Origin of the sequence: Pseudacidovorax sp. NFM-22 (assembly GCF_021401245.1) — a bacterium.
Lineage (GTDB): Bacteria > Pseudomonadota > Gammaproteobacteria > Burkholderiales > Burkholderiaceae_C > Xenophilus.
In genome coordinates, this window is sequence record NZ_JACBFY010000001.1 from 1,188,541 (window position 1) to 1,203,388 (window position 14,848).

At 65.1% G+C, this 14,848-nt stretch carries 20 protein-coding genes and 2 tRNA genes; 13 read left to right on the forward strand and 9 right to left on the reverse strand.

Annotated elements, in window-relative coordinates; translation table 11 throughout:
• Positions 1–49: 49 nt before the first annotated feature.
• Positions 50–940, reverse strand: coding sequence for a P63C domain-containing protein (locus L0984_RS05345; protein WP_234192679.1), 891 nt, complete (start codon positions 938–940; stop codon positions 50–52).
• Between the two features lie 564 nt (positions 941–1,504).
• Between L0984_RS05345 and L0984_RS05350 the strand changes: the two genes are divergently transcribed.
• From L0984_RS05350 to L0984_RS05395, 10 genes are read left to right on the forward strand one after another with little or no spacing between them, the layout of a single operon-like run.
• Positions 1,505–1,693 carry a hypothetical protein gene (locus L0984_RS05350; protein ID WP_234192680.1) on the forward strand — a complete coding sequence of 63 codons (189 nt, stop codon included), beginning with the start codon at positions 1,505–1,507 and terminating at the stop codon, positions 1,691–1,693.
• Between the two features lie 23 nt (positions 1,694–1,716).
• A complete protein-coding gene (locus L0984_RS05355; RefSeq protein ID WP_234192681.1) occupies positions 1,717–2,124 on the forward strand; it encodes a hypothetical protein in 408 nt (135 codons plus the stop codon).
• Positions 2,121–2,279, forward strand: coding sequence for a hypothetical protein (locus L0984_RS05360; protein ID WP_234192682.1), 159 nt, complete (start codon positions 2,121–2,123; stop codon positions 2,277–2,279). Before L0984_RS05355 ends, L0984_RS05360 begins: the two co-directional genes overlap by 4 nt.
• A gap of 11 nt (positions 2,280–2,290) precedes the next feature.
• The gene (locus tag L0984_RS05365) at positions 2,291–2,515 is read left to right on the forward strand and encodes a hypothetical protein (RefSeq protein ID WP_234192683.1); all 225 of its coding nucleotides are present in this window, start codon (positions 2,291–2,293) and stop codon (positions 2,513–2,515) included.
• Positions 2,512–2,826, forward strand: coding sequence for a hypothetical protein (locus L0984_RS05370; RefSeq protein WP_234192684.1), 315 nt, complete (start codon positions 2,512–2,514; stop codon positions 2,824–2,826). Before L0984_RS05365 ends, L0984_RS05370 begins: the two co-directional genes overlap by 4 nt.
• Entirely contained in the window at positions 2,823–2,990 is a 168-nt protein-coding gene (locus L0984_RS05375) for a hypothetical protein (protein ID WP_234192685.1), read from the forward strand. Before L0984_RS05370 ends, L0984_RS05375 begins: the two co-directional genes overlap by 4 nt.
• Positions 2,991–3,006: 16 nt before the next feature.
• Positions 3,007–3,207 (forward strand): hypothetical protein, encoded by a 201-nt coding sequence (locus tag L0984_RS05380; protein ID WP_234192686.1) that lies wholly within the window; start codon positions 3,007–3,009, stop codon positions 3,205–3,207.
• A complete protein-coding gene (locus tag L0984_RS05385; protein WP_234192687.1) occupies positions 3,204–3,797 on the forward strand; it encodes a hypothetical protein in 594 nt (197 codons plus the stop codon). The genes L0984_RS05380 and L0984_RS05385 overlap by 4 nt, the downstream gene beginning before the upstream one ends.
• A gap of 5 nt (positions 3,798–3,802) precedes the next feature.
• Positions 3,803–4,462 carry a hypothetical protein gene (locus L0984_RS05390; RefSeq protein ID WP_234192688.1) on the forward strand — a complete coding sequence of 220 codons (660 nt, stop codon included), beginning with the start codon at positions 3,803–3,805 and terminating at the stop codon, positions 4,460–4,462.
• Positions 4,459–5,367, forward strand: coding sequence for a recombination-associated protein RdgC (locus L0984_RS05395; RefSeq protein WP_234192689.1), 909 nt, complete (start codon positions 4,459–4,461; stop codon positions 5,365–5,367). Before L0984_RS05390 ends, L0984_RS05395 begins: the two co-directional genes overlap by 4 nt.
• Positions 5,368–5,792: 425 nt before the next feature.
• Here L0984_RS05395 and L0984_RS05400 read toward each other — a convergent pair whose 3' ends face one another.
• A complete protein-coding gene (locus tag L0984_RS05400) occupies positions 5,793–6,488 on the reverse strand; it encodes a hypothetical protein (protein ID WP_234192690.1) in 696 nt (231 codons plus the stop codon).
• 24 nt (positions 6,489–6,512) lie between these two features.
• Positions 6,513–7,058, reverse strand: coding sequence for an HNH endonuclease (locus L0984_RS05405; protein WP_234192691.1), 546 nt, complete (start codon positions 7,056–7,058; stop codon positions 6,513–6,515).
• Between the two features lie 479 nt (positions 7,059–7,537).
• On the opposite strand from L0984_RS05405, the gene L0984_RS05410 reads away from it, so the two are divergent.
• Genes L0984_RS05410 through L0984_RS05420 form a run of 3 tightly spaced genes read left to right on the forward strand, consistent with a single transcriptional unit; the run spans position 7,538 to position 9,098 of the window.
• Complete coding sequence (locus tag L0984_RS05410) at positions 7,538–7,795, forward strand: hypothetical protein (protein ID WP_234192692.1); 258 nt, start codon at positions 7,538–7,540, stop codon at positions 7,793–7,795.
• Entirely contained in the window at positions 7,792–8,034 is a 243-nt protein-coding gene (locus tag L0984_RS05415; protein WP_234192693.1) for a DUF4224 domain-containing protein, read from the forward strand. Before L0984_RS05410 ends, L0984_RS05415 begins: the two co-directional genes overlap by 4 nt.
• A gap of 32 nt (positions 8,035–8,066) precedes the next feature.
• Complete coding sequence (locus L0984_RS05420) at positions 8,067–9,098, forward strand: tyrosine-type recombinase/integrase (protein ID WP_234192694.1); 1,032 nt, start codon at positions 8,067–8,069, stop codon at positions 9,096–9,098.
• Positions 9,099–9,190: 92 nt separating this feature from the next.
• Here the strand turns inward: L0984_RS05420 and L0984_RS05425 are convergent.
• From L0984_RS05425 to uvrC, 6 genes are all read right to left on the reverse strand, one after another.
• A tRNA-His gene (locus tag L0984_RS05425) sits at positions 9,191–9,266 on the reverse strand.
• Between the two features lie 47 nt (positions 9,267–9,313).
• On the reverse strand, positions 9,314–11,242 hold the full coding sequence (locus tag L0984_RS05430) for a SurA N-terminal domain-containing protein (protein ID WP_234192695.1): 1,929 nt from the start codon (positions 11,240–11,242) through the stop codon (positions 9,314–9,316).
• Between the two features lie 351 nt (positions 11,243–11,593).
• Positions 11,594–11,669: transfer RNA gene (locus L0984_RS05435), tRNA-Val, on the reverse strand.
• Positions 11,670–11,682: 13 nt separating this feature from the next.
• Positions 11,683–11,955, reverse strand: coding sequence for an HU family DNA-binding protein (locus L0984_RS05440; RefSeq protein WP_017757574.1), 273 nt, complete (start codon positions 11,953–11,955; stop codon positions 11,683–11,685).
• 220 nt (positions 11,956–12,175) lie between these two features.
• Positions 12,176–12,751 carry a CDP-diacylglycerol--glycerol-3-phosphate 3-phosphatidyltransferase gene (gene pgsA, locus L0984_RS05445; protein ID WP_234192696.1) on the reverse strand — a complete coding sequence of 192 codons (576 nt, stop codon included), beginning with the start codon at positions 12,749–12,751 and terminating at the stop codon, positions 12,176–12,178.
• A 74-nt stretch (positions 12,752–12,825) separates the two neighbouring features.
• Positions 12,826–14,835 carry an excinuclease ABC subunit UvrC gene (uvrC, locus tag L0984_RS05450; RefSeq protein WP_234192697.1) on the reverse strand — a complete coding sequence of 670 codons (2,010 nt, stop codon included), beginning with the start codon at positions 14,833–14,835 and terminating at the stop codon, positions 12,826–12,828.
• Between the last annotated feature and the right edge of the window lie 13 nt (positions 14,836–14,848).

The following is a 14,848-nucleotide window of genomic DNA, read 5'->3' on the forward strand; positions in this document are numbered from 1 at the left end:
CCCCATACATGAAAGAGCCCGCCATGTGCGGGCTTTTTTCTGGGCCCGTCTACCAGGCCAGCTGCAAGTTATCACCTCGCTTGGGGAAGGCGCGATAGAAGCGGCTCTTGAACGCCTCCCAGTCATCCTCTGCACGCATGAACCCGATGAGCGTATGCATATGTTGAGCCAGCGCGGGGTGGCCGATGTCCTCAGTGAGCCACTGATGATGACGCGCCTTTCGGCGGCCCTTCCCATCTGAAGGGTTGCGAGCCTCGAGCTCTTCAATGACTCCGGGGCCAAGCCGCTCGTAGACAAGATCCTTGATGTAGTGACCAACCACACCTGGACGCCGAGAAGAGCCGCTCCAGGGCCATCGCTTCAAGCGATACAACTCTCGGAAGAACTCCAGCGGGAAACGTTGCACCCATGCTGCAAGCTCATGGCGCAGGAACTTCTCCAGATAAGCCTGCAGCGCATCTTTTGCCCTTATCTCCTGGAACCCGGTAGCCTCATCCACCAGCGCGATGATGCCTACCGTAGCAAACCCGTGCTGTAACACCTCCGCCCGCTGTGCCAAGTATGAGAGTCGCTTGTCAAGGGCGCCCGCCTGGCTCGCCTTCAGAATAGCCGAACAGATGTCAGGAAGCAGCGTTGCATCGTAGCCAGTCGCAGCGAGGCCTCCATGAGGTGCCAAGAACCGAATCGGATGATTTGCGCGCACCGCCAAGTCATTGATATCTATGCCTTTTTTTGCGAATCGCTCCATTAGCGCAGCGATTTTGCGCACACCCCCCTGACCACCGCCGTGGGACATCTGCAGTGCCCCGTGTAACCCTCGCAACGTGAGGACGCGTGTTTCGTCAGGCAAAACATAGCAAGGGATCTCTATCTCGCCGATGCGAAGGGGCCGATCAAGCGAGCCATGAGTAGCCACGGGGAGGTCGGCAAGGGAACTCAACTCTTGCAGCTGGCGGACGCGAGCTTGCGCACCTTGCTTCGCGATCTCGCTCCGCTTACTGGGCGGAAGCAACTTTGCACGCGCGACTCCGCCACGGGCCTGAGGAGGTTCAGAGGTACTCATTGCAAGCACTTTCAGCATCCAAAAGTGAAATTATCTTGCTAAGCGCGAAAAACGCAAGCTGTTCTCCGAGATTCAACTAAGTTGAGCTTGCCTTTAACTAAGCTAGCTTTACTCCCCACCCCAAAGCTCTCGTTATCTGTCGGGTCTGCTTCGAAGACCTCCGGTGGTACCAGGCGCGGGCTCGCGGACCCTCTATCGCAGTACTGGCACCCACTGCTCTCAACTAGTTGGCTCTAGGCGGGCTCAGTCCACGCTTGCTCGCTCCTGGCCCACTGGGATCGTACCGGCGCCAGCACTGAGCATGGATCCTCTTCTCCCTCCGGGATAAGCATGAAGCGAAAAGAGGTGAATCCGCTCAGACATTAGCGATGCGCTATTGACAAAATATTTAGCACTGCGCTAAATTATCTCCGCCGCACAACTGGTGCCAAAGGAGAATCGATGAACAGCTACCGCTGCTACTACGCCCCGCTCGACAAGCAGGGCTATCCCGCGATGACTGAGGCCGGCGTGTTGCCTTTCGTGCAGCTGCAAGCCGCCAACGCTGAGAGCGCGCTACGTGCCGCTCACCACGTCACGGGCTGCCCCGTGGCCGAGGCCGTCCGCCTGGACGAAGTGGTAACGGCCTGAGCCGCGCAGTTGACGAGCGCGCGATGGCAAAAGCACTGGGAACCGACGACAGCATCACGACCTGTGACTGCTGCGGCCGGTCGAACCTCAAGTTCACCGTGACGATGGAGCTGGACGACGGCCAGATCGTCCACTACGGCCAGGTTTGCGCTGGCCGCAACACGGGCAAGAGCCGTCCCCAGATCACCAGCGAGATCAAGGCCGCTCGCGCCGCCGCCGTGAAGGCTGCCCGCGCCGAGTACATGGACTCGCCCGAGTACGCCGCAGAGCGCGCCCGCTTCGCTGAGCGTTCGGCGCTGCCCTTCAACGACCCGCGCCGGATGGGCCTCAATGCGGCCGACTTCGTCCGTGAAGCCAGCGACGCCGCCGATGCGGTCTGCGCCCGGATCGCGGCCCGCCACGGCCTGAGCCACTGGGAAGTGCGCGCATGACGGTCATCAAGTTCAAGGCGGCGAAAGCCGCTATCCAGCGCAAGCGCTACGCCGGCTCGGTCCTGAGCGCATGGGACCGCCTGGACCGCGAGCAGAAGCGTCAGCAACGCGAGCAGCGCGCCGAGGTCGAGCGCAAGGCCCGCAACACATTCTGAGGAGAGCAGCGATGCACGAGCAAAAGGAGGCGGCACCCGTCCGCTATCAGCAGGGATGCTGCGCCGACAACGCCTGCGACGACGGCACCTGCATGGACTTGCCCAAGGGCCTGACCTGCGGTGACTGCGTTCACGAGCGGCGCTGCTGCACGATCTTCGGCCATACGCCGACGGACAACTACTGTGACTGGTTCCCGCGCCGGTTCCACCCCAAGGCCACCGGAGCCGCAGCATGAGCTTCGACCACGGCATCCTGAACACGCCGCTGCACAAGCGCGCGGGCAACATCCACGCGCAGATCGACGCTGCCAAGCGCGAGAAGCGCAAGGCGGATCGCAAGGAGCGGTTCGAGCGTGCCGCAAAGCTGACGGCCGCCCGCGCGAAGGCCCGCACCATCGTCGCTAGCTGGGACGAGGCCCGATTCCTTCGCCTGGGCCAACGCTTGGGCAAGACAGCCATCCAGGCGCGTCGCATGGCCGAGCGCATGGCGCACTGGGAGCCCGAGAAGATCCTGCAGATCGCGAAGCAGGAAGGCGGTGTGGCATGAGGGCGCTCGAGACTGCCGCCACGATCTTCCTGATCGTCGTCATGCTAGCCAGCATGGTCTGCGCTGATGAAGAGCCGACCGCGCCGGCCGTGGCCGAGGCCATCGAAGGCGCCCGCGTAGCTGCCCGCGATCGCGAGCTGCCCGAGCAGTGGCCGCCCCGGTGAGTCGTTGGAGCCAGCCATGCCGCAGCCCACCATCCCACACGGCGCCATGCCACCACGCCGCACGCGCGCCGACCTGATCACGCTCCTCATCGAGGCCCAGGCCGAAGCCGAGGAAGCCCGCGCCACGCGCGAAAGCGTTATCCCGCTGCTTGCCGCCATCGCCGCCACGTGCCTGTTCGCGCTGCTGCTGGGCCTGTACCTCGGAGGTCGGCCATGAAGACCTCGGGCATCTTCTTCCTACGCCGGCCGCCATTCCGGGTGCAGTTTGCATCGCCGCGCGACGGCCAGGACCACGGGTGGCAGCTGCTGCTCGGAGAGCGGCATTCCCAGCGCGGCATTCAGACGCTGTCGGCGATGTGGATCGGCGCAGAGGCCGATGCCTTCATGCAGCGCCATTCCCACCTCAAGGCCGGCGATTGCCTCTCTCTGCACCTCGACCGCCTGCACGTCAGCCGCGACGAACTCGTCGGCTTCGTGGAGCGCGGCGAAGCCGCGCCGCCGCGCTGGCCCATGGTCCCCACCGAGGACGCCGGGGCGGCCCTCCCCTCACCGCCGCAGGTCGTTTCGTGCGGTGCCCACCCTCTCACCTCTTCGACCCCTCATATGCCTCATTCCATCGTGGCCCTGGCCACCGTGAAGAAGCGGGCGCAGGACGCCGCGCGTGCCCGCAAGTCCGCCGACGAAGCTTGCCCCTACCCCTTCGAGAGCGCCGCCGCTGGCAGCTTCAAGGCCTACTACGAAGCCGAACTGCAGCGCATGCGCGAAGAGCAGGCTCAGGCCGCGCAACCGGAGGGCCAGCCGTCATGACATGGATGCTCACCCCCACCGGCGCCGAGTACCACCTGAGCGGCGCCGAGGCGATGACCGATGCGGGCCGCCCCGTCCACATCGAAGACGTCGCCCATCAGCTGGCCCTCATCAATCGCTTCCACGGGGCCACGTCGCGCCCCTACAGCGTGGCCGAGCACTCCCTGCTGTGCTGCGACATCGCCGCGCGCCTGGGGCGCTCGGCGCATGTGCAGATGGCTGCGCTCTGGCACGACGCGCACGAGTGCGTCACACAGGACGTCAGCAGTCCCGCCAAGCGCGCGGTGAATGCCGTGGCCTGCGCCGGCGGCGGCATCAGCGCCTGGACGCTGTTCGAGGCCACGCACGCGAAGCGCTTCCGCCGCGCGCTGGGCCTGGAAACGGTGTTCGTGACGGCCCGCGCGGCGCTGCATCACATCGACCTGACGGCGCTGGCCACCGAGCGCCGGGACCTGACGGCCTACGACCCGACGCTGAACCAGCCTTGGGCGGTCTTGCATGACGAGGACCCCGCCGAGCGGATCGAGCCCATCACCTGGGTGCGGCTGGACTCGCCCGAGCGCGCCGCGATGACCTGGCAGGACTGGCGGCAGGCCTTCCTCGATCGCTTCCACACGCTGCAGCACGCGATGCAGCAGCCGCAGGGGCAAGGGGGCATGGCATGAGATTCAAGCACTGCATTTGCTATCGCGTGGCGCCCGGCTGGTACGCCAACCTCGCGCTCGCCGAGGAACAGCTGCAGGCGCAGCGCTTCGTGCCCTGCAGTCCCACGCAGGAATCATCCGCGGGATGGGTCGAGCCGCGCGGCCAGCAGGAGGGGCCGCTGCTGGAGTCCGTCGCCGGGCAGTGGCTGCTCGAATACCTGATCGAGAGCAAGACCGTGCCCGCATCGGTCGTGCGCCGGAAGCTGGACGAGCGCTGCGCACAGATCGAGCGCCAGGCCGGACGCAAGCCGGGCAAGAAGGAGCGGCAGCAGCTCAAGGAGGACATCACGCACGAGCTGCTGCCGATGGCGTTCAGCCGCTTCGCGCGCGTCGCAGTGTGGATCGACTCCACCGGCCTGCGCCTGTCGCTCAACACTTCGAGTCAGGCACGCGCCGATGAGGTGGTGACGGCGCTGGTCAAGGCGCTGGACGGCTTCGGCGTGACGGCCTTCCACACGCAGACGGAGCCCAGCGGCGCCATGGCGGCCTGGCTGGCCGACGGCGGTGAGAACCTGTACGAGGCGCACGGCTTCACAATCGACCGCGAATGCGAGTTGAAGGCGACCGACGACTCCAAGGCTGTGGTGCGCTACGGCAGGCACCCGCTGGACATCGAGGAGGTTCGCCAGCACATCGCCCAAGGCAAGCGGCCGACCCGCCTGGCCCTCACCTGGGAGGACCGTGTCTCTTTCGAGCTGACAGGAGGCCTGCAGCTGCGCAAGCTGCGGTTTTTGGGAGGTGTGTTCGACGGCGCCGACCTGACCCAGGCTGACGCCTTCGACACCGATGCGGCCATCGTGACGGCCGAACTGGGCAAGCTGCTGCCGGCGCTGCTGGAGGCGCTGGGCGGAGAGGTCCGCGCATGATGCTTGTGCGGCCCACCCACATCGACAAGTTGCCGCCGACGGGAATCACGGCGCGGCGCCGGATCTGCTGCTCTACCTGCTTCGCAGCTGCCGAGCGGACAGGTGGCATAGCTACGCAAGATCGTCGACGAGCACAACCTGGAGGTTTTGGTGCGCGACCTGAACGACAACGAAGAGATGGCGGCGGGGGACTGCTGCTTGACGCTGCGCTTTCTGGTGCCCCGTGCGAAGCGCGTGTAGGCGAAGCGGTAAATCGAGCTGCTGTCAGGTTCGCGATCTGTGCTGTTGTTCGAATTGTCGATATGGCCTGCAGGTGTGAATCCCAAATTCCGAGTCCATTCATACCTTGCGAGGTTGCTTCGGCGCATACTTTGCGGCCAACCTGCGCGGTCCCGCGAAGGTTAGCGGCCAGATTGTCCAAACCTTTAGGCATTCGCAGCTCTCGTAAGTTCGTCACGTTCCGCTTGCGAAAGAATACTGGCGAGCTCCGAACTGACCCAGCGAGAGGCGATCGCAATGAGGCTCTTGAGAAGTTCTACCGCCTTGATCAAAGCAGGCATCACTTTCTCGTAGTGCTGGCGATCAAGGCTTCGCGTCGTCTCTATCGCTGCGCGTACGGATATCGCCCGCGCCACCATCTCCCCGAGCATTGCAAGTGCTGCCGGGGTCAGACTCTTTGCGTTCTCTTCCCGGAGTATCCGTTCTATCTCCAATGCCACGTGAAGCGCGGGATGGGGGGAAAACCTGTTGTCCCCAATCACGCCCTCCAGCTTTCCGACGAGCTCCGTACATGTGTAGAGGCTGGAAGCGAGTACCTGATAGCCACGGCTCTTTGCCACCCGCTCAACTTCATCCGCTCGTTCGGATGCCTCCCGCCGCTGTTCGGAGAGCTGGTACCTCATAGTGAACACGCCCGCTGCAATAGCGGCAATGGAACCGATCGCTTGCACCCAGGCTGCGATGGCACTCCACACATCTGCTCTCCACTGGCTCGGAACGGCATCGCGCATGACGTAGCCGGTCAATGCCGACACAGCCACAACTGCGATCACGTAGAAGAAGAGTCTATCGATCCAATTCCATCCTTCGCGCCACCAACCCAGCGCCGCAGGCTTCTTCACTTGTGCCCTCCGTTCAGTTCGCGTCTAGGTCCACAGGCCCCTCGCAGTGACTTCGGCCAACCGACCGCGGTGGTAGGTCATGTACTTGGACTGCCGCCTTGTAAATGGGCCGCTTCTGAGATTGGGCTCAATTCCCCAGTTACGCAACAGTATTGCCACTGCAGGGCCGGCGGTGAGGAGCTGGCCATCGTCTCCAAAGGAGATCCAGAAGCGATCGAACAGCCTATCGACGTGTGGCGCGAGAAGCAGTCCATTGTTGCCATCAAGCCGCTCTTTGTCCGAGCTCTTGCTCCATGGCTTGATGTGACTGGCCACCAAAACACGCGGGTCGGCGGTACCCGTCACTCTGCAGTGGGGAGATATGGCGCTCACCCGGCTGCGGAACAGACCCTGCCCCTTGCGCGCATTGATCAGCTGCTGCTTCGTGGTTTCCGGAATCGCGGAATGCGCGATGGCCTGCTCAGCGGCAGCGTCCTCGACAGCCCGCGGGATGTCTTCATTGTCGCGAGCGATCAGGCTCAGCAAGACAGAACCCAGTGCTTCATCCAGACCGGCGAGATAGACGTTCATAGCCCCTGTGCCGGCACTCGTGAGCGGGGAGTGCGCGGCGGGCATGAGCGGCTGAATCTGCGGCCAAACCGTCAGAGGCTGGAACGGTTCTGCAAGGCGCGCCCATTCAATTGGCACAAGCCACCCAAGGGCACTCCAGTTGGAGCCCGCCGATCGGTAGTCAGGCTTTGGTGCGTCGGAGTACTTTGCTTTGACGACCCCAACAGCTCGAATGGCCTTATGCGCGTACGAGAACACGACATCTCCGACCGCCGCTCTCGTGAGGTTCGTGTAGGTCTCCCGAGGTTTGCCATTGACGTCAGTGGGAGGGCACCAGATGTACCCGCCTGCCACCTCTTGGGTATGCGTGCCGCTGTGGTTTACCCACCAATAGGTCATGCGCTTTTCCTCGCTGGCTCTCTCCGCGGAGTATGCCGGCGATCGCTGTGTCGCGACGCCGATGAGCCGTCCGACAAACGGCCGATTACCCAGGAGGCGCCATGACCCGGTGGCTTAACCACTGCCACTTCGGCAACGTTCGCGCTGCGCCGCGCCGCAGGATAGAGGACGCCTTGCAGGTGCACACCGTCACCAGCACACCCTACTGGGGCCTGCGCTCCCACCTGCCGGCGGATCACCCGGACAAGCTCCTGGAGATCGGCAGTAAGCCCATCCCCAGGCAGTTAATCGGCATCGATCTGAACCAAACGAACGACCTGCTGCTTCCTCAACCCGCCCTCCTCTTGGAGTCCGCATGAGCGACCGCCCCGACCTCTCCGACGAAGAGGTGGACGAAATCTGCGCTGGCCTCAAGCAGAACGCCGCGAAAGTCAATTACCTGCGGCAGCTGGGCTTGCGCGTGCTGCGCCGGCCGAACGGCCGTCCGCTTGTCGCTCGAGACGACTGGCAGCGGGTGTGGGCTTCCCACAACAGCCGGACCGCCCCAACAAGGGCCATTGCGAACGGGCCGCGCTGGCGTGTGGCCGCTGGAGGTTGATCATGGGAAGACATCGTGATCGCTCGTCTGGTATGGGCCTGCTTCCCCGCATGGAGGCCAGGCCGCACAAGGACGGCAAAACCATCACCTACCGCTACCACCCGGTCGGCGCCAAGCCGATCAACCTCGGGACCGATCTTCCGACGGCCCTGCGCAAGGTGATCGACATGAACGGGCTTCCCGGCTGCGAGAGCTATGGCTCTTTGCGCTGGGTCTGGAACAGCTTCCAGGAATCGCCTCGATGGAAGAAGCTGGCCGAAGCCACACGCGCCGACTACCTGGGGGCCTGGCGGCAGCTGGACCAACGCCTTGGGCACATGCACATGGGCGAGATCACGACGTTCATGGTGGCCAGGTACGTGCACACCGAGCGGGCCGACGCGCCCCGCCGAGCGGACATCGAGAAGTCCCTGCTGTCACGGCTCTTCGGACACGGCATCAAGCTGGGCGTCGCCACCGCGAACGCGACCATCGGCGTCGAGCCCCACGGGAGCGAGCCGCGGACCGAGGCGCCGCCGGCGGCTGTCCTGGCCAGCTTCCTGCAGTGGATTGGACGCCAGACGCCGCAGCGCCGCATCATCGGCATGGCAGCGGAATACGCCAGTCTGGCCGGCAACCGCAAGGTCGAATTCCTGACGCTCACATGGCCGCAGGTGGACCGCAAGGCGGGCGAGATCAGGGTCTTCCGCGCGAAACAGCGCGGCAAGAAGCGCGAGCGACTGGTGGAGGTGATCGCGATCACGCCAGCCCTGAACGCCCTGCTGGATCGCCTATGGGCTCTGCACCAGGAGCGCGGGGTGGACTGCCTCTACGTCTTCCCGACCCGGGACAACAACCCGTACACGGCCCGCGGTTTCAAGACGCTGTGGCAGCGGTGCGTGGTGGATGCAATCGCGGAGAAGGTGTTGTCTGAGAGCGACAGATTCACCTTCCATGACCTGCGGGCCTACTACACCACACAGCACAAGACGCTGTACGGCGAGCTGCCGGACCTGCACAGCAACCCGGCCACGACGGCACGGGTGTACGACAGAAACAAGGAGGTGAAGCGCTCGGCGCTGTGACGAGTATTCCCACGGTGGGAATATCAGGGGAGCATGCGGGGGAGTGCGAAGCGTCCGGGCAACAAAAAAGCCCATGAGAACATGGGCTTAGATGGGGTGGCTGATGGGACTCGAACCCACGACGACCAGAATCACAATCTGGGACTCTACCAACTGAGCTACAGCCACCGAGAGAACTTCGGAGTATAGCGGAAAAATCCCGCCTCTCACGAAAATCAGTTCACGACCACCGAAGGAGCGCCGGAGGGATGCGGCACCTTGATCGTCGCCTTGAAGCGGTCCTTGAGCATCGCGTAGTAAGCCTCGGCCTCCGCGCCCGCCATGGCTTGCGAAAGCTGCGTCCGCTCTTGCTGGCGCTGGTCCGCGGGCACCTCGGCCGGCGGCAGCGTCTTGTTGACGCGCACCACGGCATACCCTTCGGCACCGAGATCCACGCCGACCCACGCGGGCAGCTTGGCGGGATCGGCACGCAAGGCTGCCTCGACCACAGCCGACGGCTGCGAGCTGGCGTTGTCGTTGCGTGACACGGCGATGGGCTGGCCCAGACCGGCAGGCACGGCACCGGCCGCCGCACCCTCCCAGGCCTTGAGCTTGGCCTCGCCCTCGGTCTTGGCGGCCGCTGCCGCGCGCTCGGCAACCAGCTCCTGGCGTACACGCGCCTTCACCTCGTCGAAGGTCTGCGTGCGCGCCGGAACGTGGCGCGTCACGCGACCGACGGCGAGCTGGTTGCCGCCCAGGTCGATGGCCTCGGTGTTGTGCTTGCGCTCTAGAGTGTCCGCCGCGAACAGTGCATTGATGAAGTTGCGGTTGCCCAGGGGACCCTGCGCGCCAGGCACGGGCGTGCGACCCACACCCTGTGCCTTCTGGATCTGCAGCTTGAGCGCATCCGCGGCGGGCTGCAGGCTGTCGGCCTGCTGGTAGACCAGGTCGGACAGGACCTCGGCCTGCTTGGCAAAGGCCTGAGAGGCCTGCTGGCCGCGGATCTCGTCCTCGATGCGGGCACGCACCTGCTCGAAGGGCTGCACCACGGCCGGCTTGATGTCGTCGAGGCGGATGATGTGATAGCCATATTCGGTCTCGACCACATTGCTGATCTCGCCCTTCTTGAGCGCGAACATCGCATCTTCGAAAGGCTTGACCATCGCACCTCGGGTCACGAAGTCGAGTGCCCCGCCTTGGGCCGCGGAGACCGGGTCCTGCGAGTTCTTCTTGGCCAGGTCACCGAAGCTGGCCGGCGTCTTGCGGACCTCGGCCAGCAGCTCCTCGGCGCGGGCCTTGGCCTTGGCGCGGTCGGCGGCGGGTGCGTCCTTGCCTGCGGCGATCAGGATGTGCGACGCCTTGCGTTCTTCCTTGGTGCCGAAGCGGTCCTTGTTCTGGTCGTAGTAGGCCTTGAGGTCGGCCTCGGGGACGGCGATGGTCTTCTTGACCGCATCCATGTTCAGCACGATGTACTCGACGTCCGCCTGCTCGGGCAGCTGATAGCGGCTCGTGTGGCTCTTGTAGTAAGACTCCAGGTCGGCATCGGAGACGGACACCTTGCCGGCGAAGTCGGCCGGCGCGAACCGGGCCACCTGCACCTCGCGGCGCTCGCGCAGCGCATTGCTCAGCACGTCGAGCAGCGCAGGGTTCGGCGCGGCCGAGCCGGTCACGCCGCCGAGCAGTTGCTGCGTGGCGAGATCGGCGCGCACCGCCGCCTCGAATTGTTCGGGCGTGCGACCGGTGGCCAGGATGAAGCGCTGGCGGTCGAAGTTGCCCTTGTCGTCGCGGAAGCTGGCAAGCCCAGGGTCCTCGGTGAAGACACGGGTGAGGCGGCCGTCGGACACGGTCATGTTGGTCTTGAGGGCCGCCGCCGTGAGCACACGATTGCGGACCATGCGTTCCAGCGTGGCATAGCGCGCAGCGTCGGAGTCGAAGACCGACGCATCGAGGCTGGGCATCTGCTGGCGCAACCGGTCGGTCTCGTTGCGATGCTGCTGCTCCCACTCGGTACGGGTGATCGACTGCCCATCGACGGAGGCGACCACGTCGCCGCGGTCGCCGTTGTTGGTGTAGTTCTGCACGCCGAACAACACGAACGAGGGAATGATCAGCAAGAACAGGACGATCATCACGATCTTGTTGTACTTGCGGAAGAAATCAAACATGCCTGCACACCTCTAGGATCGGACGCCACAGCGCCCGCGGAGACGACGAGAAACAAAGGCGAACATGACGTCCGCCACCGGTCACGGAGGGGGTGAATGCTCGGGGACGATCCCTGACCTTGGCTGGCAAGAGATGTTGTTGTACGACTGCTTGCAGCACCTGCCCTGACGCCGGCTGGTCGAACCGGCGGGCGGATTCTAGCTGCGGCGCCTGCACGCATTGCCGCCGACAAACGCCGATGCGACGGGGCCACGTGAACGCGAGGCGCCACGCGAACCCAAGTGGGAGTGCGGTTTCGCGTTAACAATGCAAAAGGCCCGGATCGCTCCGGGCCTTCGCATCAATCGGGGTGGTGGGTGCTGAGGGGCTCGAACCCCCGACCTACGCCTTGTAAGGGCGCCGCTCTACCAACTGAGCTAAGCACCCCCGATGGTTCGATTCAGTTCAGTGCGTCCTTGAGCGCCTTGCCGGGACGGAACTTGGGAACCTTCGCGGCCTTGATCTTAATCGCAGTTCCGGTCCGCGGATTGCGCCCCGTACGCGCCGCCCGCTTGCCCACCGCGAACGTGCCGAAGCCGACCAGCGACACCGAGCCGCCCTTCTTCAGCGTGGTGCGGATCGCACCCAGCGTGGACTCCAGCGCCCGCGTGGCCGCAGCCTTGGAGATGTCGGCGTTCTTGGCGATGTGTTCGATCAGTTCGGTCTTGTTCACAAGGGCCTCTTGGCGGAAGGTTGATCAGCAGTCGGAAGCGCGAGCAGACCCTCCGGGGGGCATGCGCCGTGGTCATCAAACGGGGAGGGAGGCGGTTCCGAGGACATCGGCCCTGGCGGCCGAGCGGCAGATTACAACCATGCGGTCAAGGAGTGTCAATAAGCCGTGGCCGCGCTGCCATCATCTGCAAACAGATTGCACAACAACTTCACAAAGTAGTTCAGCCGCGGGCCTCGGTGCGCGCGCGGATCTCGGGGATCGCCTTGCGCAGGTAGTACACCATCGACCACACGGTGAGCACCGCGGCGGCCCAGATCAGCCAACGTCCCCACAGGCCCGTGTCGATGGTTCCGAACAGCATGCCCTGGTAGAGCAGGAAGGGAATGGCAACCATCTGCACGGTGGTCTTGACCTTGCCGATCATGTGCACGGCCACGCTCTTGCCCGCGCCCAGCTGGGCCATCCATTCACGCAATGCAGAGATCGCGATCTCGCGCCCGATGATGATCAGGGCCACGAACACATCGGCCCGGTTGAGGTGCACCAGCACCAGCAGCGAGGCACACACCAGGAACTTGTCGGCGACCGGATCGAGGAAGGCACCGAAGGCCGAGGTCTGGTTGAGGCGCCGTGCGAGGAAGCCGTCAAGCCAGTCGGTGGCGGCGAAGACGATGAACATCACCGTGGCGATGAGGTTGCGCATGCCCTCGGGCAACGGCAGGTAGAAGATGCCCACGATCAGGGGAATCGCGACGATGCGCGTCCAGGTCATGATGGTGGGCAGGGTCCAGAACATCGGGAGATTGTGGCATGAGGTCACTACCCCCTTGACGCTGCCGATGCTGTGGCAAGGCCGCGTCCGGGCCGGCATCAGTGAAGCGCGCGATAGATCTCCTCAGCCAGGTCGCGCGCAATACCGTCGACGGACGCAAGGTCCTCCACGCTGGCCGCCGCCACGCCGCGGATGCCACCGAAGCGCTGCAGCAACCGGGCCCGCCGCTTCGGGCCCACGCCCGGGATGTCTTCCAGTTGGCTGCCGCCCACGCGCACCTTGGCGCGCTTGGCGCGCATGCCCGTGATGGCGAAGCGGTGGGCCTCGTCGCGGATCTGGGCGACGAGCATCAGGGCCGCGGAGTCCCGTCCCAGGTAGACCTTCTCGCGGCCGTCGGCAAAGACCAGTTCCTCGAGGCCCACCTTGCGGCCTTCGCCCTTCTCCACGCCGACGATCAAGGACAGCGGCAGGCCCAGCTCGACGAAGACCTCGCGCGCCATCGACACCTGGCCCTTGCCGCCATCGACCAGCACCAGGTCGGGCATGCGCGCGCCAGCCGTGCCGGGCGGTGCATCCGCGCCGCCGCCATCGCCCGGCGCAGGCGCCTGGGCCTCGGCAGCCATGGCCTCGGCGATCTTGCCGTAGCGCCGCATCAGCACCTGGCGCATGGCGGCATAGTCGTCGCCGGGGGTGATGCCCTCGATGTTGTAGCGGCGGTATTCGCGGTTCTGCATCGCATGGTCCTCGAAGACCACGCACGAGGCCTGCGTCGCCTCGCCCGCCGTGTGCGAGATGTCGAAGCATTCGATGCGGAACTGGGCGAGGTCGTCCGGCGCCAGCTCCAGCGCGTCGACCAATGCGCGCGTGCGGGCCTGCTGCGAGCCCTCTTCGGCGAGCAGGCGGGCGAGCTGGATGTCGGCATTCTTCTGCGCCATCTCCAGCCACAGGCGCCGCTGCGACCGGGGCTGGAAGACGGCCGTGACACGCTGACTGGACTGCTGCGCGATGGCCTCGATCAGTTCGCGCCCGACCACCTCGCCCAGCACCAGCGTGGCCGGCGCCGGCGCCTCGATGTAGTGCTGGGCGATGAAGGCCTCGAGCACCTGGCGCTCGACCGAAGGCACCAGCGTGCCCTCCCCCGCGCCTTCGGCCGGCCCGCCGTCGTCGTCGGCGGCGACGTCCTGCTGCAGCAGCGAGGCATCCTCCACATGCGCCGGGAAGTAGGCCCGGTCGCCCAGGTGCCGGCCGCCACGGACCATGGCCAGGTTGACGCAGGCCTTGCCGCCCTGCACCTTCACGGCCAGGATGTCGACGTCCTTGTCGTCCACGATCTCCACCGACTGCTGGTGCAGCACGCGCGACAGGGCCGACATGCGGTTGCGCAGTTCGGCGGCCTGCTCGAACTCCAGCCGCTCGGCGTGCTGCATCATGCGGCCCTCCAGTTCGGCCAGCACCTGCTGCGTCTCGCCACGCAGAAAGGCTTCGGCGTTGGCCACGTCATGGGCGTAGTCCGCTGGCGCCACGTGGCCCACGCAGGGGCCACTGCAGCGCTTGATCTGGTAGAGCAGGCAGGGCCGGGTGCGGTTGCCGTAGACCGTGTCCTCGCAGGTGCGCAGCTTGAACACCTTCTGCAGCAGCTGGATCGACTCCTTCACCGCCCAGGCACTGGGATACGGGCCGTAGTAGCGGTGTCGCCGGTCGGTCGCGCCACGGTAATAGGCCAGGCGCGGAATGCTGGCCGGCGCCAGCCCGTCGCTTCCATCGCGATCGCGCACGCCGGTGATCTTGAGGTAGGGATAGCTCTTGTCGTCGCGGAACAGGATGTTGTAGCGCGGCTTGAGCGTCTTGATCAGGTTGTTCTCGAGCAGCAGCGCCTCGGCCTCGGAGCGCACCACCGTGGTCTCCATGCGAGAGATCTTTCCGATCATGTGGCCGATGCGCGTGCCACCATGGTTCTTCTGAAAGTAGCTGGCGACACGGCGCTTGAGGTTGCGCGCCTTGCCCACGTACAGCACGGCGCCGGCGGCGTCGAAGTAGCGATAGACCCCCGGCAGTGAAGGAAGCGCGGCCACTTCGGCCAGCAGTTGTTCGGAATGCACCTCAGACATGGGCACCATTGTG

Bases quoted from the DNA above. Each gene is read 5' to 3' on its own strand.
- L0984_RS05350 (WP_234192680.1), top strand. From the start codon at position 1,505: ATGAACAGCTACCGCTGCTACTACGCCCCGCTCGACAAGCAGGGCTAT.
- L0984_RS05355 (WP_234192681.1), top strand. From the start codon at position 1,717: ATGGCAAAAGCACTGGGAACCGACGACAGCATCACGACCTGTGACTGC.
- L0984_RS05360 (WP_234192682.1), top strand. From the start codon at position 2,121: ATGACGGTCATCAAGTTCAAGGCGGCGAAAGCCGCTATCCAGCGCAAG.
- L0984_RS05365 (WP_234192683.1), top strand. From the start codon at position 2,291: ATGCACGAGCAAAAGGAGGCGGCACCCGTCCGCTATCAGCAGGGATGC.
- L0984_RS05370 (WP_234192684.1), top strand. From the start codon at position 2,512: ATGAGCTTCGACCACGGCATCCTGAACACGCCGCTGCACAAGCGCGCG.
- L0984_RS05375 (WP_234192685.1), top strand. From the start codon at position 2,823: ATGAGGGCGCTCGAGACTGCCGCCACGATCTTCCTGATCGTCGTCATG.
- L0984_RS05380 (WP_234192686.1), top strand. From the start codon at position 3,007: ATGCCGCAGCCCACCATCCCACACGGCGCCATGCCACCACGCCGCACG.
- L0984_RS05385 (WP_234192687.1), top strand. From the start codon at position 3,204: ATGAAGACCTCGGGCATCTTCTTCCTACGCCGGCCGCCATTCCGGGTG.
- L0984_RS05390 (WP_234192688.1), top strand. From the start codon at position 3,803: ATGCTCACCCCCACCGGCGCCGAGTACCACCTGAGCGGCGCCGAGGCG.
- L0984_RS05395 (WP_234192689.1), top strand. From the start codon at position 4,459: ATGAGATTCAAGCACTGCATTTGCTATCGCGTGGCGCCCGGCTGGTAC.
- L0984_RS05405 (WP_234192691.1), bottom strand. From the start codon at position 7,058: ATGAACGTCTATCTCGCCGGTCTGGATGAAGCACTGGGTTCTGTCTTG.
- L0984_RS05410 (WP_234192692.1), top strand. From the start codon at position 7,538: ATGACCCGGTGGCTTAACCACTGCCACTTCGGCAACGTTCGCGCTGCG.
- L0984_RS05415 (WP_234192693.1), top strand. From the start codon at position 7,792: ATGAGCGACCGCCCCGACCTCTCCGACGAAGAGGTGGACGAAATCTGC.
- L0984_RS05420 (WP_234192694.1), top strand. From the start codon at position 8,067: ATGGGCCTGCTTCCCCGCATGGAGGCCAGGCCGCACAAGGACGGCAAA.
- L0984_RS05430 (WP_234192695.1), bottom strand. From the start codon at position 11,242: ATGTTTGATTTCTTCCGCAAGTACAACAAGATCGTGATGATCGTCCTG.
- pgsA (WP_234192696.1), bottom strand. From the start codon at position 12,751: ATGTTCTGGACCCTGCCCACCATCATGACCTGGACGCGCATCGTCGCG.
- uvrC (WP_234192697.1), bottom strand. From the start codon at position 14,835: ATGTCTGAGGTGCATTCCGAACAACTGCTGGCCGAAGTGGCCGCGCTT.